Origin of the sequence: Shewanella electrodiphila (genome assembly GCF_023283985.1) — a bacterium.
Classification (GTDB): Bacteria; Pseudomonadota; Gammaproteobacteria; order Enterobacterales; family Shewanellaceae; genus Shewanella; species Shewanella electrodiphila.
This window is the reverse complement of the sequence record NZ_JAKIKU010000016.1, coordinates 43,039-66,033: the sequence shown is the minus strand read 5'-3', so window position 1 is coordinate 66,033 and position 22,995 is coordinate 43,039. Positions and strand designations below refer to the sequence as shown.

At 40.3% G+C, this 22,995-nt stretch carries 15 protein-coding genes; 2 read left to right on the top strand and 13 right to left on the bottom strand.

Going from position 1 to position 22,995, the window contains the following annotated elements; genetic code table 11:
- Positions 1-3: 3 nt before the first annotated feature.
- The 11 genes from L2737_RS20145 to L2737_RS20095 all read right to left on the bottom strand — a co-directional run bounded on the left by L2737_RS20145 (position 4) and on the right by L2737_RS20095 (position 12,973).
- The gene (locus L2737_RS20145; protein WP_248956912.1) at positions 4-1,038 is read right to left on the bottom strand and encodes an efflux RND transporter periplasmic adaptor subunit; all 1,035 of its coding nucleotides are present in this window, start codon (positions 1,036-1,038) and stop codon (positions 4-6) included.
- 206 nt (positions 1,039-1,244) lie between these two features.
- On the bottom strand, positions 1,245-2,516 hold the full coding sequence (locus L2737_RS20140) for an OmpP1/FadL family transporter (protein ID WP_248956926.1): 1,272 nt from the start codon (positions 2,514-2,516) through the stop codon (positions 1,245-1,247).
- Positions 2,517-2,887: 371 nt separating this feature from the next.
- A complete protein-coding gene (putP, locus tag L2737_RS20135; RefSeq protein ID WP_248956911.1) occupies positions 2,888-4,339 on the bottom strand; it encodes a sodium/proline symporter PutP in 1,452 nt (483 codons plus the stop codon).
- Positions 4,340-4,492: 153 nt separating this feature from the next.
- Positions 4,493-5,197, bottom strand: coding sequence for a DUF3379 domain-containing protein (locus L2737_RS20130; RefSeq protein WP_102526696.1), 705 nt, complete (start codon positions 5,195-5,197; stop codon positions 4,493-4,495).
- On the bottom strand, positions 5,190-5,753 hold the full coding sequence (locus tag L2737_RS20125; RefSeq protein WP_102526697.1) for a sigma-70 family RNA polymerase sigma factor: 564 nt from the start codon (positions 5,751-5,753) through the stop codon (positions 5,190-5,192). The genes L2737_RS20130 and L2737_RS20125 overlap by 8 nt, the downstream gene beginning before the upstream one ends.
- A 72-nt stretch (positions 5,754-5,825) precedes the next feature.
- Positions 5,826-7,454: a BatD family protein gene (locus L2737_RS20120; RefSeq protein WP_248956910.1), complete on the bottom strand. Its 1,629-nt coding sequence runs from the start codon at positions 7,452-7,454 to the stop codon at positions 5,826-5,828.
- A complete protein-coding gene (locus L2737_RS20115; protein ID WP_248956909.1) occupies positions 7,448-9,478 on the bottom strand; it encodes a vWA domain-containing protein in 2,031 nt (676 codons plus the stop codon). Before L2737_RS20115 ends, L2737_RS20120 begins: the two co-directional genes overlap by 7 nt.
- On the bottom strand, positions 9,478-10,482 hold the full coding sequence (locus tag L2737_RS20110) for a vWA domain-containing protein (RefSeq protein ID WP_248956908.1): 1,005 nt from the start codon (positions 10,480-10,482) through the stop codon (positions 9,478-9,480). Before L2737_RS20110 ends, L2737_RS20115 begins: the two co-directional genes overlap by 1 nt.
- A complete protein-coding gene (locus L2737_RS20105) occupies positions 10,470-11,009 on the bottom strand; it encodes a DUF4381 domain-containing protein (RefSeq protein WP_248956907.1) in 540 nt (179 codons plus the stop codon). The genes L2737_RS20110 and L2737_RS20105 overlap by 13 nt, the downstream gene beginning before the upstream one ends.
- A complete protein-coding gene (locus L2737_RS20100) occupies positions 11,010-11,954 on the bottom strand; it encodes a DUF58 domain-containing protein (protein ID WP_102526701.1) in 945 nt (314 codons plus the stop codon). It lies immediately after the preceding gene.
- A 62-nt stretch (positions 11,955-12,016) separates the two neighbouring features.
- Complete coding sequence (locus tag L2737_RS20095) at positions 12,017-12,973, bottom strand: AAA family ATPase (protein WP_248956906.1); 957 nt, start codon at positions 12,971-12,973, stop codon at positions 12,017-12,019.
- Positions 12,974-13,371: 398 nt separating this feature from the next.
- Here L2737_RS20095 and fadI point away from each other — a divergent pair, with 398 nt between their 5' ends.
- Positions 13,372-14,682 (top strand): acetyl-CoA C-acyltransferase FadI, encoded by a 1,311-nt coding sequence (fadI, locus tag L2737_RS20090; protein WP_229372179.1) that lies wholly within the window; start codon positions 13,372-13,374, stop codon positions 14,680-14,682.
- A 5-nt stretch (positions 14,683-14,687) separates the two neighbouring features.
- The gene (gene fadJ / locus L2737_RS20085; RefSeq protein ID WP_248956905.1) at positions 14,688-16,808 is read left to right on the top strand and encodes a fatty acid oxidation complex subunit alpha FadJ; all 2,121 of its coding nucleotides are present in this window, start codon (positions 14,688-14,690) and stop codon (positions 16,806-16,808) included.
- A 655-nt stretch (positions 16,809-17,463) separates the two neighbouring features.
- On the opposite strand, the gene L2737_RS20080 is transcribed toward fadJ, so the two are convergent.
- Together L2737_RS20080 and L2737_RS20075 are read right to left on the bottom strand one after the other, a co-directional pair.
- Positions 17,464-18,465: a hypothetical protein gene (locus L2737_RS20080; RefSeq protein ID WP_248956904.1), complete on the bottom strand. Its 1,002-nt coding sequence runs from the start codon at positions 18,463-18,465 to the stop codon at positions 17,464-17,466.
- An 82-nt stretch (positions 18,466-18,547) separates the two neighbouring features.
- Positions 18,548-22,837, bottom strand: a complete 4,290-nt coding sequence (locus tag L2737_RS20075) for an EAL domain-containing protein (RefSeq protein WP_248956903.1) — start codon at positions 22,835-22,837, stop codon at positions 18,548-18,550.
- Positions 22,838-22,995: the final 158 nt, after the last annotated feature.

The following is a 22,995-nucleotide window of genomic DNA, read 5'->3' as shown; positions in this document are numbered from 1 at the left end:
ATATTACTCGCCTGATTTTTCGGTGTTGAGTAGGTACTTAGTGGCGCGCTTAATAATCTTATCACCCGCAATTAAACCCGCTTCGACAACATATTGTTGATTGTCGATTTGGCGTAATCTAACTTGTGTTTGCACGAACTTATCATTTTTCTGACGAAATACGGCGGTGTAGTCGCCTCGTTGAAAGACCGCAGAATGTGGAATGATAAGTTGATCTGTTGTTGTATCGGCAATCATTACTTTTACCCATTCACCTGGCGAGAGAGCGGCGTCTGTTTGTGGTAGGTTAATACGTACTTGGTAGCTTTGACTTGCAGTTTGTAAGAACACATATGGATTGATATCAGTGGAGCTAATACGCAAGCCAGAGTTAAGCTCAACGGTAATATTTGCGTTAGCATCGACGAGTTGTCGATATTGCTGCGGCAGTTGAAAGATCGCACGCATATTGTCGGTAGAGTAACCAGCATATAGGGCTTGGCCAACAGTGACGGTTTCGCCTTGCTCAACAAAACGCTGGGTAACCCGGCCGCTAAAAGGGGCATTAACCGTGGTGTAGTTTAAGGTTTCATTGGCTTGAATTAACTTGGCTTTAGCAGCTGATACGGCTTGTAAACTTGAGGCAGAGTTAGCTGTCGCCTCGTCCATAGCACCTTTAGAAATCGCGCCCTTGGGAAACAGCTCTTGATAACGCTTGAACTGGGCTTGAGATTCAATATTTCTCGCTTTGGCTTGTGCAAGTTCAGCTTCAGCAGCCGCAAGTCCAGCGCCTTGCTCTTTACTGGTTATTTCAAGTAAAGCAGCGCCTTCTGGGACAGTATCATTTACATCATAGTTAAGTTTAAGAATTCGCCCAGCAGTTTGCGCAGAAACCGTGGCAGCTTTGATTGCTTCAATCTGCCCATCAAATTGAAGGTAAGGAATATGCCTTTGCGGTTGGATATGGATGGTTTCGGGCGCCGCAATTGCCAATGGGGCAAAAATGCTGATTTGCGAAATTGATAAAACCGTAATTAACATCGAACGTGTGCGCCACATAAACTTATCCAACAATAGAAAAACAATCCATAAGAAAATTCTAATAGACTTTATTGTCTTGTGCAATCTATTTATGAGAAAAATCTAATGGATGTTGTATTAATAGGGATTGTGTTATTAATCGTTGGAGAGAATTTAGACAAAAAAAGCCGCCTAATAAAATAGGCGGCTTTTAACTAGTAAATTAAACGTTTAAATAGATTAATTTAGAAAGTGTGGTTGTATTGCAGTGAGAAGTAGTTTGCGCCTGATTCTGTATAAGCACTCACTTGACCGACTAGTGCGCTATCTTCTAAAACATGCACCTTTTCACCAGCAACTAGAGTGTAACCGAAATCAATGCTTGATTTATTACTCAAGTTATAAGTGAAACCTGCTGAATACCACATGCGGTCTGAGTCAGGAATTGACAATGATGATACTTCGCCAACTACGCCTTGATCACTTGCTATACCAGCACGAACTGTCCAAGTTTCATTGATATCGTATGTTGCACCAAGGCTTAAGAACCAAGAGTCTTTCCAGTTATAATGCTTGATAACATCATTAGCAGTGCCAAGATCACCATCTACAACACTGATGTTGTCAAATGAACTCCACTGAGTCCACTGTGCGGTGTAATGAATAGCAAACTTATCCGTTAACTGATGGAAACCAGCAAGCTGTGCGATATCGGCAATTGGAATTTCAATGCTGTCAAAGTTTTGTGGGAACAAAACAGAAGGGTTATACATGATGTCGCCACTAGCTTCCATTTGTGGGCTATAACGGTAACTCAAACCAATTCTGTTATTTTCGTTAAACTCATAAGCTAAACCGACGATACCACCAACAGCCCAGCCGTCAGCATCAACGTCAACTAGATTTAGCGGCATGTCACCAAGACCGATATCTATATTACCGTTACGTGTTAATGTTCCTGAACCATATACAGCATCAAGACCTAAACCTAAACTTAATGAATCGTTAATACGGTATGACACGCTAGCGTTGAAGTTAATTGTGGTTACTTCAGTATTACCCAATAAATCGATTGGGGTATTGAAGTCGTGACCACTATTTAGTGATGAAAGATCAGTACCTGTGCCGTAATTTGAGAAGGCAGCAACACCGTAAGCCCATTTATCATTGATAGGGCTAATGTAGTAGAAGTTAGGAATTAACTTAGCTTCAGCTGCATTGTCTATACTTCCAAGATGGTTTGTTCCACCCAAGATAGTGTCATATTGGACATCACTAACTTCAACGTTCACATCAGCATAAGATGCACCAATCGAAAGTGTTTTTTCGTCAAACAATGCCATAGCTGCAGGGTTACGTGATAATACTGACGCGTTATCAGCGATGATTGCATCACCCGCCATCGCACGGCCAATACCAGTTGCAGATTGGCTGTTTAACTGAAAACCAGCTGCCATTGATTGTGTGCTTGCTAGCGTTACCGCTACTGCAAGAAGTGTCTTGTTGAATTTAGTCATCATTTTGCTCTCATCGTTGTACGTCAGTTTATTAATTCGCGCCATGCTTAGCATAGGGCTCCCCAATCAACACCAACTTAGTAATTGCGGGCATATTAGGTAACAGTTGTTACCTCTACAACTCCGACCAGTTGCTAGTTGTTGTTACTGTTAAGTTAATTTTTGTTTTTGACGTATTTAGGTCAAACTGAGTAAATACTCTATAAACGCTGTGCTGTAGGGCAGTTGTGAATTTGGTTCTGGAGGCTGAAATATTATAACGAAATAACAAGTAACAAGTGGGTAACAAGATTATTTTGTAAAAAAGCGTACAAGTGTACGCTGAGAGGTCCGATTACCAGTTTTACACCAGTAATCGAACCTTTTGGAGATTAAAGCGAAGCTTTAAAGTTAGCGAATTGCGTCTTAATTGACTCAGCTGGTGGTGATATTTTGCTGACTACAACACCGACAATCGTGGCGAATAGGAAACCTGGTAAGATTTCGTATAAGTCGAAGATACCGCCAGAAAGCTGCTTCCATACGACAACCGTTATCGCACCAACAAGAATAGTGGCGATAGCACCATTACGACTATAGCCTTGCCAAAATAGGGACATTAACACTACAGGTCCAAATGCTGCGCCAAATCCTGCCCATGCATAGCTCACCAGCTCAAGAACTTTACTGTCAGGGTCAAGTGCAATCACAATTGCGATAACAGCAATGGCCAACACACCAAAGCGGCCCACTAGCATTAACTCTTTGTCTTTCGCGTCCGGACGTAACCATTTACGGTAAAAATCTTCAGTGATGACACTTGAGCAAACAAGGAGCTGTGAATCGATAGTACTCATAATCGCTGATAAAATTGCCGCGATTAAGATACCGCCAATCCAAGGATTAAAAGCAACTTGGGCTAAGTGAATGAAAACGGTTTCAGAATTAGCCAATGGTGCATCAGCAAAATAAATCGTACCGGCTATCCCCGTTGCTAATGCGCCGATTAATGCAACAAGCATCCAGCTCATTGCAATGCGGCGTGATAGCGGGATGTCATCTGGGCTGCCAATTGCCATAAAGCGAGAAAGAATATGTGGTTGGCCGAAGTAACCTAAACCCCAAGCCAGTAGTGACACAAGACCAATCGTAGTCATATTGCTGTGTAAGAAAGACAGCATTTTCGGGTCAAGTGTTTCTAAAGCCACTTGCGTATCAGGTTTGCTGAAAATGGCTATTGGTACAATTAACAGTGCAAGCAACATCAGACAACCTTGGAAGAAATCTGTCCAGCTCACAGCAAAAAAGCCTCCAACAAAGGTATAAGCGACAATGATGACTGAACCAATCAATAATGCGATGGTGTAATCGAGACCAAAGATTTGTTCAAATAAGATTGCACCGCCAACCATGCCTGATGAAGTGTAGAAAGTGAAAAACACTAGGATAGTAATAGCAGAAACTAACTTTAAAAAGCCTTGCTTGTCTTCAAAGCGCTTTTCAAAAAAGTCGGGTAGGGTAAGGGCATTATCTGCCGCTTGGGTGTAGATACGAAGACGTTTGGCAACGAATAACCAGTTAAGCCATGCGCCAAAAACCAAACCGAAGCCAATCCAAGCTTCACCTAAACCACCTAAATAAACCGCGCCAGGTAAACCGAGTAATAGCCAACCTGACATATCTGATGCACCGACACTCAGTGCTGTTACGGCTGGGCCCATTTTGCGGCCGCCTAGAATGTAATCGTCTACTGTGTCTGTCTTGCGATAGGCCCAATAGCCTATGCCCATCATAAGGGCGAGATAACCAATGAATGTAATTAGAATTGGAGCTTCAATTGCCATGCTACTTCCGTATTGTTCTCATTATTGTGCGGCATATGCTAACAGATGTTTGACACAGTGCACAATTTTGACAGGAAGTATGAAGAGTTATTGACCAGCCAATGAAATTTCATTAGCTGGTTTGTAAGCGTTTTGTTTGCTAAGTGTATGAATCTAGATGAAAGTTTGCTCGATCTCGTTTTTTACGTATTGCAAGTCAGCATCTTGTTCACCTACCAGTAACATGAAGGTGTCGGCTGTTTGAAAACCTAAACCATGATAATTCTGATCTGCAAACGATTCTTCAGTGACCATTCTGTTTTCGGTGGGGATGATAAAGAGGGTAACTTTCCCTTGCTCACCTTCCATCACAAGGTGCAAACTCTTTACACCTTGGAAATCACAGTAAGAAGTGTAAAACACTTTACCTGGTTGTTGGATGAACTTGGCGTTCTCTAATCCACCAATACCAGCCAGTTTAAAGTTTACATCTTCAAAGCCAACATTTTGATCGACATTCATTGCCTTTGGCTCATGATAAACATGTGCCAGAGCATGTTCTGCTAAATCAACTGGCGTAAAACGAAGCATACTGACGCTTAATCCAATCACTAAGGCAACTGACGCGGCCATCGCCATTAAATAGCGAGTGTGCTTTTTTTGCTGCTGATGCTTGCTGAGTTGCTGGCGTAAAATCAGTTTGTCAGCTAAATCATCAGGCACATCAATATTCAGTGCATTGGTCAGTTTACTGTCTAATGCTTTTAGCTCGTTAACGAGTTTTGCATCGGATTCAGACGCTGAAATTTGTGCAAGAAATTCTTCATCTTGGCTGTTTGGGTCACCATATGCATGGCGACGAAATTTTAGATCATCCATTTGATTGACCTCTAACTTCAGGAGACTCTAAAGCGTCTTTTAATTGATTACGGGCGCGAAATAAACGCGTCATGACGGTGTTTCTATTTAACTCTAATAAATCAGCAATTTCTTCACCGCTAAAACCGCCAATCAGTTGCAGTAATAGTGGTTCACGATATTCGACTTCAAGTTGTCCAATTTGCTTACGTAGCCAATATTGCTCAGTTTGTTCTTCATTGGTCGATGATTTTTCATCTTCAAGCAATTCTTGCTCAACATCACTGTAGTCAAATTGTTTACGCTCAAACCTGCGTGCATTCTCACGGCGTAATATGGTAATTAGCCATGCTTTTGCTGCTTTATCATCTTTTAACGAATCTAAAGCGCGCCAAGCACGAAGAAAGGTTTCTTGAGTGACGTCTTCAGCAATATGCTTATCGCCGATTAACCAGTAGGCGTATCGGAAGATATCAGTGTGAAGTGCCCTGACGAGGCTGTCGTATCGTCGCTGTTTAGTTAGCATGTCAGATAAGACCGTGGGTTCGGACTTTTTATTTCGCAAGCTATCGAACATTTTATGACTTATTGTTAAATATTATGTTCGATAGCTTAAAAGGTTAGCTGTGAATAGCAAGTATAAATATGCTTATGGGTTCAGTGAGCTTAGCGCTGATGGAGGCGTTTGTTGTTGATTTATCTGGGTTTGTTCAATTGCTTTTAGTAGTAAACCCTTATCAATACTTGACGTTGACTCACTGTATTTAGCTTGTTGTAACTGATGAATCGCTTTTGAAAGCACTGTAGATAATTGCGCTATATCAGACAATGTCATCGATTTGGAAAACTGAGCACTATAGTAGTGTTGCAGTAATGAAATCACTAAGGTGACATCATTTTTATCACAAGCTTGAGCAATATCATTCATATTAGCAGCTAGTGCCAACGGCACTTTTGATGGCGTAGTTGCAACAAGTTTAGTGGTGTGTTGTTGACGACGAGCATTAAACCACAAGGCTAAAGTGATAAGCCATAACGTCGCAAATAATAGCGTTAGCCACGGCCAAATACCTGAACTGTTATTGCTTGTTTCAGTTTGCTCTATTATTTGAGCAGGCTCAGCCGCCACTGTGCCGGTAATGGTGACTGTTCTTGCTGGTATGGTGGCGAATTGCTGCTGCCGCAAATGTGGGTTCCACCAAGGAATGATAATTTCAGGCAAAGTAAAAGTACCAGGTTTTGTTGGTACAATCGCGCTGGTTAAACTGTATTGAGCGATGACTTGATTTTCACGTACCACAGTTTGTCTTACTGGTTTTTCTGGGTAAGATTTAAGCCCGTCAGGCATGGTTAATTTGATGTCAGGTAAACTGTTACTATCTGCATTTGATGCAACAACATTAATCGTTCGGGTAATGGGCGTTCCTATTTCAAATTCATTACCTTGCTCATCAGGCCATATCTCTTTCGCAATTAATAAATCACTCACCAACCAATCACCTTGATATACATCTGGAATAGGCTTGATGGTAATTTGAGTGTCTTCTGCTTTAGCTTGCATCGGTCTGCTTTCATTAAAGCCGAACATACCGCCGCGTCTTGGCGCTTCGACTAAGATATCACCTGAAAATCCTGCGCCTTTAATGGCTAACGTGCCAGGGGTGTCGGCAATAATTGAATAGGTTCTTTCAATCACTCTAAAGCGGCGACCATCAACAACTTCAACTGAATCTGTGTCATCGCCTATTTGTTTAATTTCAGTTCCAGCTATCTCTGGCGAACTGATAACGCCACGCTGTAACTCGGCTGCTAAAAACAGTTTAACCTTGTAGGTAATTAGCTGGCCTACATACGCTTCATTGGTGCTGAGCTGACCCTCAACAAATAAATTGCGCATTTGTTGCGGTTGGCTGCCCGCTTTAGCGACGGTGAGGTTTATAGGATTGGATTTAACCCCTTCCATGGTAAATGCGGGGATTGTCACTGTACCGGGGTTTTTAGCCGATAGCAGCACTTGCCAACGAGTCTCTTTAGATGAATCAAAGTTAACGATTTGCGTACTTCTGCCGACACTGGTTCGTCCGACGATGAAATCCTTTAACAAGATAGATGTATCTAAAGAACCCGCATTTAAATCTGCATTTGCGGTGACATTTAAGACAAAGTATTCACCTTGCATCACAGGGTTTCTGTCAACAGTCGCTTGAATTTGAGTGACTGCGTAAACTTGCCCTGTAAAAAGAATTGCAAGAAGGCCGATAACGATTCTGTTTACCACTGTTGTTTGTCCTTAGGCAGTTGGCCGCTTTGGCGACGCTTTTGATATTCAAGTTGCATTTTGTTTCTAATAAGCACTTGCGGATCTTCACTCACAGCGCGAAGCGCGCGTTCTAAATCTGCGGGTAAAGGTTCTTCAGTCAGCTGTGATGAAGCAATGGGCTGAGAAGATTCTGGCTGTTTGTCAGATTTTTCAGCTTCAGCTTGCTCCGCTGCCGCCTTTGCTTGTGCTTGTTGCTCTAATTGTTCAGGTGTAGGCTCTGCTTGGTTATTTTGTTGAGCATCCGCCTGCATTTGAGCTTCATTTTCTGTTTGTTCATTCTCACTTTCAGCATTATCACTTTGTGAAGTTTCTGATTGAGATTGATTTTCTTCGCTATTTTCTTCGCTAATTTCTTCGTTACGTTCTTGTTCATTTTGCTGTTTGTCTTGTTCAGCTCTATTTTCCTGGCTGTTTTGTTGTTCTGAATCTTGTTGCTCAGATTGGTTTTGTTCGGCATTTTGTTCGGTATTTTGTTCAGAATTCTGGTCGGAGTTTTGTTGCTGGGATTGGCCTTCGCCATTCTCACTGGGATTATTTTCATTCTGTTCAGACTCGCTATTGTCTGAGTCGCTTTGATCAGATTGATCCGAACCTTCACCAGATTGTTGTTCTTGTTGCTGTTGTTTCATATTTTCAGCAAGTTCGAGGTTTTTTTGTGCTTGAGGGAAGTCAGCTTGCTGTTTTAAAGCGTCTTGATAACGTGCGATAGCATCATCCAATTTATTCAATTGCATTAAGCTATTGGCCTGATTATATAAACCTTGTGCAGAGTTATCTTGTTCAAACCCTGCGAGTGCATTTTCATAGTCACCCGCTTTGTACTGGGCACTGGCTTGCCATAACGGCTGGTTAAATTGCTCGGCGGCGCTGGCATAATCTGCAGCAGATTGTGCTTGGTTAAAGGTGTCGCTTGCTTGTTGGTCTTGAGTTTGCCATAAGTCATCCCAAGTGTTGGCCATAACAGGACTTGGTTGAAACAATAAACCTAAGGTTAGGGCAGTAAATACTGGTACTAGAGTATATCTAAAGCTGAGTAACACAGGAATAATCAATAGCATGGCGATGTATGGACCTAAATCTTGCCAGCTTTCACCTTCAAGCTCAGTGGCTTTAGCGTCGCCACCATTAGCAAGCCAGCGCTCTAATCGGCTTAATGAACTGCCATCTGCAGTGGCAGGGATCATTAATCCACCAGTAGGGATAACTAAGTTTTCAAGTCGTTTAAAATCGGTTTTATCTATGACTATCTCACCGCGATTATCACGCATTAATTGACCATCAGGTAACTGTATTGCTGCGCCTTGTTGTGTGCCAAATGCCATCACTGATACACGGTAACGACTGCCATCAAGTACTTTTGCAGCATCAACATATTGTTGTGGATTTACCCCGTCTGTCATAACGATAATATCACCGGTAATATGCCCGCCTTGGGACAGTAATTGCTGAGCGAGTTCAAGTGCAGCAGATAAATCAGACCCTCTAACAGGCATGATATCAGGCGTCAGTGTTGGTAATAAGTTGAGTAGTGTTGATTTATCTCGGGTAAGAGGACTAATTGTAAAGGCATCGCCAGCAAAGGCGATTAAACCTGTTTCACCTTCAGTTAAGTTCGTTAAAAAATCAGTGGCCCTAAATTTTGCTTGGGATAAGCGATTAGGCTTTTGATCGGTTGCATACATAGACAAGGACATGTCCATGACCAGCACTCGACCTTGCTCGTTGCTGTAAACAGGCAAACTCTGTTTATTGACTGCTGGACCCGATATCGCGATTACAGCGATAAACCAACATATCATAAGTAACCACTTAGGTTGCTTTTTCACTTGGTTGGTTTCACTGATTAATGTGTTTGCCAAATGCGGTGCAATATAACTTTGCCAAGCCGAATTACGCTGTTGGCTGCGCCATAAAAACAACGCAATTGCGATTAAAGGGATTAAGGCAAGCAGCCATTCTGGACGAATAAAATGTAAACTCATTATCGCCCTCCAGATGTTGTTTTAGCGTTTAAAGGTGATGAAGAAGGTAATTGGCCGCGTAAACTGATAAACACACTCATCAGTAAGGCTAACAATAATGGCCAGTAAAACAGTTCACTTTTGGGACGATAGGTCAATTGATCGCGACTCACAGGTTCTAACTCATCAATCTTTTGGTAAATTTGTGCCAACTCTTCACTATTTCTTGCTCTAAAATAATGACCGTTTGTCATATCTGCGAGTTGTTGTAGTTGTTCTTCATCTAAATCAAGCGATGGATTTACCCGTTCGGTACCGAAAATACTGCGGCGTTCAAGTACTTCTGCGCCAACACCCACGGTATAAATGGTGACATTTCGTTTAGCTGCAATTCTTGCCGCAACTTCAGGTTCAATGTTCCCTGCGTTATTAGACCCATCGGTTAATAAGATTAATACTCGATTGCTGTCATTGACCATATCAAAACGTCTTACAGCAAGTGCTATCGACTCACCAATGGCCGTTTGTTTACCTACTAGGCCAATTTCACTGTCGGCAAGAAACTTGGCAACTGAGCGTCTGTCTTGGGTGAGTGGCGCTTGAAGATAAGCGTGATCTGCAAATAAAATCAGGCCGAGTCTATCGCCGTTTCGTCTTTCAATAAAATCACCGATGACGTGCTTGATGAGGGTTAAGCGATCGACTGTTTTGCCATCGACCACCATGTCTTCTATTTGCATACTACCTGATAAATCAACTGCTAACATGACATCTCGGCCTTCTGAAGGCAGTTCGATAGGCTCGCCTAACCATTGTGGTCGAACTAAGGCACACAATAGGCATAACCACATAAACCAGTAGGCTTTGCGGCTTGATTTATCTTGATGGACTGTTAATTGTTGTTCAGCGCTGCCAATGCCTGGGAGTTGCAGTTGGCCGCCACTATTTTTAGCAAGATGTTTTTGTTTGAGTAAAAAGGGCAGTGGCAATAATAAAAGCAGCCATGGCCAAGCTATTGAGAACATGATGCCTCCGATTGATGACTTGTCGGAGTGATATTTTCAGGCATATCAGATAGCGCGATAAAGCGACTACGTTTATTTAACCATTGTTCAGTAAAAGTGTGTAACTGTGTCGACTCGGTTAAAGTCAGGCCGTCTTTCTGATATCGCTTTTTCAGGAGTTGCCCCATGTTTATTGCATCTTGTTCGGATAAGCGTAACCCTAGCCATTGATACCAACGCTCGCCGTCTAACTTAGCAAAATCCTCACGAGGGAAGTAACTCATCGCGGTTCTTTTTAATAGCGTATTAATGTCACTTGCATATTGGCTATTAGCAGGTTCTAGTTGTTCAAAATCCGCTAATGCTGCTTTTCTCGGGAGATGATAGCGGCGATGCTGCTTTATTTTAACCACAGCAAAAATGATTATCGCGATAATGAATAGTGCGAGTATCCAAAACCCTGGTGCAATAGGGAACTGGCTAATTTTTTCTGGTAGTACGATATCTTCCAGTTGCATTAGTGCAGGGTTTGTTTGAGCAGTATTCATTTAACGTAATACTTCCAATTGGTCACTAAGACTTTTTCCGGCATCGATAAATCGAGTCGGCACCTTAATCATTTTCATTAGTGCGATAAATTGTTGCTGGCTAGCCAGTTGTTGACTAAGCCATGCATCATAACTGTCTCGGGTAAGTGTTAACTGCTGCTTGCCATCTCTCACTGGTAAACTAAAACGTTTAGGCAAGGTGAGTGTTCCTTGTCTCAATGGGTCGCTAATAATAAATGCACCTACATCACAGTGACGTTTAAGTTCAGTTAATGCCGCTAAGCATTCCTGAGTAAAGTGCTGCCCATCGGTAATAATCCATACTAAGGAACCTGGTTTAGCGATTCTTTGCAGGCGTTGACAGGCACGAAGAATATGCTGTGGGTCTTGGGGCAGTTCATCAAAATGATTTAACTGATTTTCATGTACTTTAATTAATGCAGAAGTAAGTTGCAGTATTCCTTGGCGGCGGCTTCTTGGTTTTAATTCAAGGTGTTCAGTTTCACTTGCGATAAAAGCGCCGAGGCGATCGCCATGGTTTATCGCATTCCAGCCGAGTGTTGCAGCAAGGTGGGCAACTTGTACTGATTGCAATAACAAGCGCGAACCAAAAAATAAGCTATGGCTAAAGTCGACAAACAAAATAATGGGGCGTTCACGTTCTTCAACAAACAGCTTAGTGTGCGCTTTGCCAGTTCGAGCGGTGACTCGCCAGTCAATGGTTCTGACATCATCACCATTTTGATAATGACGTACTTCGGCAAATTCCATCCCACGGCCTTTAATCAGGCTACTGCGATGACCTGCTTGGCTGGCTTTGGCTCTGCTGCGTTTATCCGGCATCGCGCGAGCGGTGCTTTGACAGCTAATGAGTTCTTGCTCAGTTAAATTCACGCCATTACTGAATAATGGCAATGAATTTTCAAGCGTTTGTTCAACTGGCATAGTGCTATTGTTCCAATTTAAAAGCGATAAAATTAACGGTACTTAAATGCGAGCTCGCCCATTTAAGGTACTGCAACTTGGCTTAAAATATGGTTGATAACATGGTCTGCATTAATGCCTTCAGCCTGTGCTTGATAACTGAGTAATAATCTGTGTCTCAGTACGTTGGGCGCTACTGCTTGAATATCTTCTGGCGAGACAAAATCTCGCTCTTGTAACCAAGCTCTTGCGCGGGCACAGCGCTCGAGTGAAATAGATGCACGAGGGCTGACACCGTATTCAAGCCATTTAGCCAACTCAGGGCTATAGCGTTCAGGTTGACGAGTTGCCATGATAATTTCGACAATATAACTTTCGAGTGGCTCAGCTAAGTACAATCCCATAGCTTGTTCGCGGGCAGCAAACACATCAGATTGCGCCACAGGTTCAATGGTAGGTAGCTGCTTAGTGACGGCTTCATTTCGCGATTGACGCAAAATTTTACGCTCTGTATCAGCACTTGGATAATCGAGATTTAAATGCATTAAAAAGCGGTCTAGTTGAGCTTCTGGTAGCGGATAGGTACCTTCATTCTCTAGTGGGTTTTGAGTCGCCATGACTAAAAATAAATCTGGAAGTGGGTAGCTATTTTTACCTACGGTTACTTGACCTTCAGCCATTGCCTCAAGTAGTGCTGATTGCACCTTTGCAGGGGCACGGTTGATTTCATCCGCCAAAATAAGGTTATGAAATATAGGTCCTGCTTCAAATTCAAATGTGGCTGTTTGCGCACGATAAATATCTGTACCGGTTAAATCGGCAGGTAATAAATCGGGAGTAAATTGAATACGGTGGAAGTCACCTTCAACCCCATCACACAAGGCCTTTACAGCGCGTGTTTTTGCAAGACCTGGAGGGCCTTCAACCAGTAAATGCCCATCGGCAATTAATGCGATAAGTAAGTTCTCTGTTAATACAGGCTGTCCCAAAATAACATTATCTAAATAAGCGCGTAAGGAATGAAATCGACTCAAAGGCATGATGATACTCAATTATTTGCTGAATTTTGTTCTAATTAAACCCATGTTAATGAATTTCATTAGCCTTTGGCTAGTATGATTAACAGATTTTCATTTTTATTTATTCATTAGCAAAGGTTAACTGAGTTAAGTTCGCAAAGAATGAATGAATATATACAAAAAATGACAAATTAAAGCTAAAGCTCTAAATTTTAATTCGATGATTTTATTACTATAAATTGCGTATTTCAGGCAAGGTATGCCTTTAATTTGAGCTTATTTTCATACAGATGTTTAAAACTTCGCAATTAAAAGTTAGAATCAGATCACACTTTTATGGTCAGACCAGATCTGTCTGACATTAATCGATATTCACTGATAAGCCAGTTAAAGGCTAAACAATTACAAGAGGGTGAACAATGAGTGATAGACAACAAGTAACCAACGCCCGCGGAGAGCGCATTGCAATCGTGGCGGGCTTACGTACCCCATTCGCAAAACAAGCTACCGCATTTCATGGCGTATCAGCATTAGATATGGGCAAAATGGTGGTTAATGAATTGCTATCGCGTTCAGAGTTAGACCCTAAAACTATTGAACAGCTTGTGTATGGTCAAGTGGTGCAAATGCCAGCCGCGCCGAATATCGCCCGTGAAATTGTGTTGGGCACAGGCATGGATGTTTCAACCGATGCTTACAGTGTGACCCGAGCTTGTGCTACAAGTTTTCAGTCTGCAGTGAATGTGGCTGAATCTATCATGACAGGCAATGTTGAAATAGGTATCGCAGGTGGTGCAGACTCTTCTTCTGTATTGCCAATTGGCGTTTCAAAAAAATTAGCACATGCTCTGGTTGATTTAAATAAAGCGCGTACCTTCAAGCAAAAATTCGCGATAGCTCGGCGCTTAGGTCTTAAAGATTTAATGCCTGTACCGCCAGCGGTAGCTGAGTACTCAACTGGCCTTTCTATGGGGCAAACAGCTGAGCAAATGGCAAAGACCTATGGCATTAGCCGTGCTGATCAAGATGCATTGGCGCATCGCTCGCACACATTGGCTACAGAAACCTGGAACACAGGTAACTTACGTGACGAAGTCATGACCGCTCACGTACCTCCTTATAAGCAATTCATTGACCGTGATAATAATATCCGCGAAAACTCAGTGCTTGAGTCTTACGCAAAATTACGTCCTGCTTTTGACCGTAAACATGGTTCTGTTACTGCAGCCAATAGTACGCCATTAACTGATGGTGCTTCAGCCATTATTTTAATGAGTGAAGGCAGAGCTAAAGCGTTAGGTTATCAGCCTATTGGTTACATTAAGAGTTATGCATTTACTGCCATTGATGTTTGGCAAGACATGTTAATGGGACCGTCTTACGCTACGCCGCTTGCATTAAAACGTGCAGGAATGGAGCTTGAAGATCTAACCCTTATTGAAATGCATGAAGCGTTTGCTGCGCAAACACTAGCGAATATGCAAATGTTTGGTTCTAAAAAGTTTGCCGAAGAAAAGCTTGGTAGAAACCGCGCAATCGGTGAAATCGATATGAGTAAATTTAACGTTTTAGGTGGCTCGTTGGCTTATGGACATCCATTTGCAGCTACTGGTACACGTTTAATCACTCAAGTGTGTCGTGAATTAAAACGACGTGGTGGTGGTACTGGTCTAGCAACAGCTTGTGCTGCTGGTGGTCTTGGCGCAGCAATGATAGTTGAAGTGGAGTAATTCTGATGGAAAAGACATTTAATTTATCTCGCCGCGAAGACGGTATTGCTATTTTGACTATGGATGTTCCTGGTGAAACCATGAACACCTTAAAAGCAGAGTTTGGCCCTGAAATAAGCGAAATTTTAGCTGAAATTAAACACGACGCGAGTGTAAAAGGCTTAGTGGTTATTTCAGGGAAATCAGATTCTTTTGTCGCAGGTGCTGATATTAGTATGCTTGACGCATGTACCAGTGTGTCAGCTGCGAAAGAATTATCACAACAAGGCCATGTCGTTTTCAATGAACTTGAGAAACTATCAATACCTGTTGTTGCTGCAATTAATGGTGCCTGTTTAGGTGGCGGTTTAGAGTTAGCTTTAGCGTGTCATTTACGTGTGTGTACTGATGATAAGAAAACTATCATGGGTGTACCTGAAGTTCAGCTTGGTTTATTGCCAGGTGGTGGCGGTACGCAACGTTTACCAAGAAAAGTAGGCATCACAACTGCACTTGATATGATGCTAACGGGTAAGCAAATCCGTCCTAAGCAAGCACTTAAAATGGCGCTTGTTGATGATGTTGTTCCTGAGTCAATTTTGTTGGACACCGCCATTGCAATGGCCAAGAAAGGAAAGTCTGCGGCTAAAGTTGCCAAGAAGAGCGCACTAAATAAGGTGCTTGAATCCACAAGTACCACTCGCGATATCATCTTCGATCAAGCCGCAAAACAAGTACAAAAGAAAACACTGGGTAATTATCCTGCACCAGCTAAAATCATCGACTGTGTTAAGCAAGGGATGAATAAAGGCATGATTAAAGGGCTTGAGGTTGAAGCAAGCCATTTTGCAGAACTCGTCATGTCTCCTGAATCTGAATCACTTCGCAGCATCTTTTTTGCAACGACTGAAATGAAAAAAGAAACTGGAGCAGAAGGTGCTGAACCACGAAAAGTGAATAAAGCACTTGTGATTGGTGGTGGCTTGATGGGTGGCGGTATCGCTTCTGTTACAACCACTAAAGCTAAAATTCCTGCTCGTGTGAAAGACATCAATGACAAAGGCTTAAGCAACGCATTAGCTTATGCCTATAAATTATTGGCGAAAGGGGTCAAGCGACGTCATATGACACCCGCTGTTAGAGATAATTTAATGGCGTTAATGACGACGACAACAGAATATAAAGGCGTTAAAGATGCGGATATCGTCGTTGAAGCGGTATTTGAAGATTTAGCACTCAAGCATCAGATGGTGAAAGATGTAGAGCGCGAATGTCATGAAAACACAATTTTTGCATCTAACACTTCATCTTTACCTATTGGTCAGATTGCAGAAGCGGCGCAAAGACCTGAAAATGTCATCGGTTTACATTATTTTTCTCCTGTAGAAAAAATGCCGTTAGTTGAAGTTATTGCACATAAAACTACATCACCTGAAACCATTGCTACCACAGTTGCTTTTGCGCGTAAGCAAGGCAAGACGCCTATTGTTGTTCAGGATGGTGCAGGTTTTTATGTTAACCGTATTCTTGCTCCTTACATGAATGAAGCCGCTCAAGTTTTATTATCTGGCGAGAAAGTAGAAAGCCTTGATAAAGCCTTGGTTAAATTCGGTTTTCCTGTCGGACCTATAACACTACTTGATGAAGTGGGGATAGATGTAGGCGCTAAGATCGCGCCAATCTTAACGCAAGAATTAGGTGAACGTTTTAGAGCGCCAGATGCGTTTGATAAGTTACTTGCTGATGACCGTAAGGGACGTAAAAATGGCAAAGGTTTCTATCAATATGGCAATAAAAAGTCTAAAGCTAAATTAGTGGACGAGACTGTCTACCAAGTACTGGGTGTCAGCAATCAAACAACAGGCTCAGCAAGTGACATTGCGATGCGCTGCGTTGTACTCATGTTGAACGAAGCGGTGCGCTGTTTAGATGAAGGAATAATTGCAAACCCTCGCGACGGTGATATTGGCGCTATTTTTGGTATCGGTTTTCCACCATTTTTAGGTGGTCCATTCCGTTATATGGACTCAATGGGCATCGCGACACTAGTGTCAAAGTTACGTCAATATGAACAACAACATGGTGAACGTTTCACACCATGTGACAAATTAATTCAAATGGCGGAAGAGGGGATTAATTTTTATTAGCCTTAATTAATACTTTTTGCTATTGATAATTCTACAAAGCGGCAACATTGTGCCGCTTTTTCATGCGAAAGTGGCAGTTATTTGCCTAAAAAATAGCCCGTTTGTGTATTTGATTGATTATTGCTTTTAAAGGCTATTAGTAAATACGCTTAGGTTTGGTTATAATCTGAGCGTTGAGGGTGATGACAATACATATTAATTTACCCATACATTAAGGAATGATGTTAACTGAATGAATTATAGAGGTTTCAGTGATATTTCTACTTATCTTATTATCGTGTGCATCAGGCTATTACCTAGGTAACCAGGCTTTTAGTAACGGTATGGCTGTTAAAAGGTGGTCATTGGCGGGATTGTTAATGGGGCCATTAGCGTATCCGTTATTTAATAGTCACAAATACTTATTGCTTAGAAAGCTCTCTATTGAGAGTGAGCAGACCAATCATTTTTGAATTGATAACACCAATAAAAAAGGGAGCATTTGCTCCCTTTTTTATTGGTTATAGTTGATTGTTAAACTACGCAAATTTAACTCCACCAAGCTTTAGCTTTAATGACTTCTAAATGTTCTAAACCTTCAGGTAGCTTTACCTTTTTACGTTGTGGTTGAGCAATACCAAGGGCTTTCTTTAATGAATTAAACATAATGATTTCCTTAAGCAATGCTTGTGTTGCTGAATTTGATGTTTGGTAAACCTGCTACATGTATATTAGTTTCTGCAAATTTAATGTTTGGCAAGCCAGCTACTTGAGTGTTTGTGTTGCTAAATTTGATGTTTGGCAGACCGGCAACTTGTGTGTTTGTGTTGCTAAACTTGATGTTTGGTAGACCGGCAACTTGTGTGTTTGTGTTGCTGAATTTGATGTTTGGCAGGCCAGCTACTTGTGTGTTTGTGTTGCTAAACTTGATGTTTGGTAGACCGGCAACTTGTGTGTTTGTGTTGCTGAATTTGATGTTTGGCAGACCGGCAACTTGTGTGTTTGTGTTGCTAAACTTGATATTTGGCAGACCAGCGACTTGTGTGTTTGTGTTGCTGAATTTGATGTTTGGCAGACCGGCAACTTGATTGTTTGTGTTGCTGAATTTAATGTTTGGTAGACCGGCTACTTGTGTGTTTGTGTTGCTGAATTTAATATTTGGTAGACCGGCTACCTGTGTGTTTGTGTTGCTGAATTTGATGTTTGGCAGGCCAGCTACTTGTGTGTTTGTGTTGCTAAATTTTATGTTTGGCAGACCAGCAACTTGCGTGTTTGTGTTGCTGAATTTGATGTTTGGCAGGCCAGCTACTTGATTGTTTGTGTTGCTGAACTTGATGTTTGGCAGGCCGGCAACTTGCCTGTTTTTGTTGCTGAATTTGATGTTTGGCAGGCCAGCTACTTGATTGTTTGTGTTGCTGAATTTGATGTTTGGCAGACCGGCAACTTGTGTGTTTGTGTTGCTGAATTTGATGTTTGGCAGGCCGGCTACTTGTGTGTTTGTGTTGCTGAACTTGATGTTTGGTAGGCCAGCGACTTGGGCATTTGTGTTGCTGAACTTAATGTTTGGTAGTCCTACTGTCTTAACCATTTCAGGGTGAATAGTAGGGAGTACTTCCATTGTAGTGTTAGCAGCAGAAGTCGAAGTTAGAAGTGCAGCTATGATAATTCCGTTAATCATTGTTTTAGTCTCTCAGTTCAGGGTTAATAAAAAAGTTTTTTATTTGACGTCTGAACTGCTACTTGCACTTGTTGTGCCAATGTTAACTGATAATTTGCTTTTCTTCTTGTTTGTTGAAATTGATATTCAATAACTTGGTAAATTCAACTTCTGGTACTGGCTTACTAAAAATGTAACCTTGTATCTCTTCACATTTTAGCGCTTTCAATATATTGAGTTGAGCATCATCTTCAACCCCTTCACCGACAACTGATAAGCCCATGTTATGTGCGATGGTGATAATACTGTCTACCATTTTCAGATCTCTATCTGATTTACTGATGTCATCAACAAATGACTTATCAATTTTTAAACAGTGGATTGGGAAACGCTTTAAATAAGATAATGATGAATAACCAGTACCGAAATCATCCAACGCTAAGGTCACGCCCATTTGGGCAAGTTGGTTCATAACTTTAATTGCATTTTCTGGGTTTTTGATGATTGTACTTTCAGTGATCTCCAATTCTAAATGACAAGCAGGTAGCTTAGTAAGCTGTAAGACGCTGGAGATACGTTGTTGTAGATCGGGAAGGGCAAACTGTCTAGATGATAAATTAATGGCGACACGGCCGTTAAAAATGCCTTGTTCACGCCATTTCTGTGCTGCAAAGCAAGCTTTTCGTAAAACTAAATCACCGATTTCAACAATAAGACCGTTTTCTTCAGCTAATGGAATAAATTCATTAGGAGCAATAATTCCGTGTTCGGGGTGAACTAGCCTAACCAAAGCTTCCATGCCAACGAGGCTGTCTTGTTTCAAATCCACTTTAGGTTGGTAGTAAACTTCAAAGAGATCCTCTTTAAGGCCTTCTCGAATTAAGTTTTCAATTTCCAGTTGACGTAATGCATTCTGATTTAATGATTCTGAATAGAATTGATAACGATTGCCACCGCCTGACTTTGCGTGATACATGGCAATATCTGCTTTACGTAGCAAGGCTTGTTCATTTTGTTCGTCTTCTGGATACAGCACAATACCAATACTCAAGCCCACAACTAATGACTCATCGTCAATTTTAAACTCTTCTTTTAAAGCATCAATGATCCGTGAGGCAATTGCTGCACAAGACCCAATATCAGGGTTGTGATCAACTAAAATTGCAAATTCATCGCCGCCTAAACGATATAAACTCACATGTTTAGGCACATTGTTTTGAATACGTTTGGCAACATCAACAAGTAACTCATCACCAATTTGATGACCAAGAGAGTCATTAATCCGCTTGAAGTTATCCAAATCTAAAACCATCAAAGTGTGATGAATATCTTTTTTAACTAAATTATTCAAGGTAACTTGAAGGCTAGAACGGTTAGGAAGGCCCGTTAAAATATCACTGTTAGTGAGCTTTCTTAATTCTTCTTCTTGTTGTTTACGACGGGTAATGTCTGAGAATACACCAACATAATGAGTGGTTTCGCCTTGTTGGTTGTATATTGCATCAACAGTGAGTTCCATCAGGAAATGACTACCATCACCTTTATTTGCTTCTAGTTCATTACTCCAACAACCTTGTTGTGACAGTGAAGCATGGATTTGATTTGAATATGATTCAGGGTAGCGGCTAAAGCTGAATAGTTGACCAATAAACTCTTCGCGTGATTGGTTTGTAAGTTCACAACAGGCATCATTGACTTCAACAAAACGATATTTTTCATCGAGGATAAACATACCCTCTGAGATATTTTCAATGGCGCGCTCAAACAAACGTAATTGTTCTTCAGTTTGTTTTAAATTATTAATGTTTTTTATTGTTCCTGTCATTCGAACAGGGTTTTCTTTCTGATCTCTTTCTACTATTTTTGCTCTATCTAAAATCCACATCCAAAGGTTTTCACGACTTTTGACACGATAAGCAACTTCAAAATGATCTGTAAGGCCTTTAAAGTGGTCATTAAGCGCTGTTTTAACTCGGTTTTGATCTAATGGATGAATATTACTTTCTTCGCCAGGCTTACCTGAACGTTGACCATCTTGAGGGAATTCTAAAGTTCCCCAGATATTAGAGCGGTATATCTCTCCCGTTTCGATATCCCAATCCCACATTTCATCGCCACTCCCCCAAAGAGATAGCTTTAATCTTTCTTCGCTTAGTGCGATTTGTTTTTGTATTTGACGACGGCGAAGAATTATTTTAGTTATAATAAACAGTACAATAAAGCATAGTAATGTATAGGAAAGTTTTGCTTCAAAAGAGTAATACCAAGGAGGGGTGACCGTTATTTGAATAGACTTGGTCTCACTTTGTTTTCCTGAAAGTTTATTAATAGCATAAACATGGAAGTTATAAATTCCAGCTGAAAGGTTAGTGTATGTTGCTGAGTTTATATTTTGCGAGGGCAACCAACTATCATTTAATCCTTCCATTTGGTAATAAAAGTCAAACTCTTCTAGAGGTTGTCCTGGAGTAACAAACGTGAAGGTAAAAGGGTAGTCAGAGTATTTTAAGGTGATATTTCTCTGTTTGTTTATTGGTTTGTTTAAGATTTTTCCACCAATTTTTTCTGAAACATTAAATAATGAGAAATCAATCAAAGCTGCATTAGTGCTTCCTGACATTAAAATATCATTATATATTTCATTCGGGTTTACAATGCTAATTCCTTTAGTGCCTCCAAATAAAGAATAATCTCCAATATGTAATGAAGCTAAAGAGTTGTAATCGCTTTGAGAACCGTTTCTATTTGTTAATTTTAAATTTTTAAAGCTGGTTTTATTCGTTATATTTAGTTCCATCGCTGAGGCTGAAACTAAAAAGTTATCGAAAATCTCTATCGAATATATTAGTTTGTTATGTCTAAATATTTCTTTTAACTCGTTAGTTTTGATATTCAGCTTTAATAAAGAGTTTCTTGTACCAAAGTAGAGTTCGTTTTCATCAAATTTTAATGTGGTAACCATGCTTTCAGAGAATATTTTCTCTGTATTACCATCTTTAATTTTGAATAACCCACCTTGAGATGCTATCCAAAGTTCATTGTTTTTTTCAATTAAATCGAATATTGGATATCGTTCACCAGTAGTCAGTGTGTTGATAACTTTAGAGTTTTTTATAACAAATACTTTGCCATTGATAGTCGAAGCATATATTTTATCTTTACTCTCACTTATTTTTACGTTGCTAATATGTCTATTTAATATTTGAACAGTCTCTAAAGTCGAAAGGTCTGTTTTAGTTAAACCTGTAATATTTCCTGTATAGAGTTGGTTGTTTAAAACTTTTATAGATTTTGGGCCTGATGCGTTTTCAATCGTTACTGAGTATAAATATTTTAGCGATTTATCTAAAACTCTAACATCCAAAGAGTCTGTTGCTAAAAATATATTTTCATCTGTTTGTGTAATAGCCCAAATGTTTTCTTTAATAATTTTTGAGTTTTTTATAAGATTTCGATTTCTATCTATTTTAATGACACCTAAATTGACATCGGTTATAAATATGGCAGATTTAGTTTCTTTTATATAAGGACGTTTTCTTGATGCATCTTGTTCGATAAACCCTATTTTCTTTATTCTGTTAGTACTATCTATCCTTACAATGTCAGAGTCTATTATTGAAGTTAACTCATCACCGCTTCTTGATGGTTCAAGGTAGGTCATAACAATATCTGACACTTTTTCTTTGGTATTATTTTTTATACTGTACAAACCATCATTAGTAGATATAAATAATTTATTTGAAATGATTCCAATGTCATTAGATTTGTAAGCAACCGTTGATAGCTTATTATCTTCCAACTTAAAAACAATACCATTATAATTTCGAATAAAGAGGCTGTTACCTACTTCAATGACCTTTTTGACCTCTTGTAAAACCTCACTATTAAACTCCCATAATACTCTAGTAAGGTTATCACTTAATATTAAAATTTTATTATTTAAACCTATAGCTATCCCCTTAGAAAGAGGTGCTATTGACCAAATGGCTTCTGACAAAGGCTTATTATCAATTTCTATTGTTGTAAATGATTCGGATTCATCATCGTACATTGCTAAACCTAAATCAGTACCAACAATTATCCTGTTTTGGTTGTCTACAATTAAAGTTTTAATGAAAGAGCTTGGTAAGTTTGAGCTGCCATCTTCAGCAAAAAAGTGTTTAAAATTTGTTCCATCAAAACGATTTAACCCGTTTACAGTTCCCAACCAGACAAAGCCATCTTTGTCTTCAATAATGCTAGTAACTGTGACTTGTGATAAGCCATCTTCGGTATTATAAATTTCGGTATTAAGAGTGAGATCATAATTAGTACCAGAATCAGCAAAAGCGAGCCCCGTTAAAGCATGGGCTAGGAGAAATGTACAAATTACCAACCGACTTATCATTTGCATAAAAATTATACTTTTATCTTCTGTAAACGAGATTTATTCAATGTAATACTCCACTTTTTCAGAAAGTTAATAGTTTGTCAAAAATTGGTAAGAATAAAAAAAATCTCACTCGAACACTTGTGCTTATTTTGTACAGCCAATGTATTTGTTTGATTGAA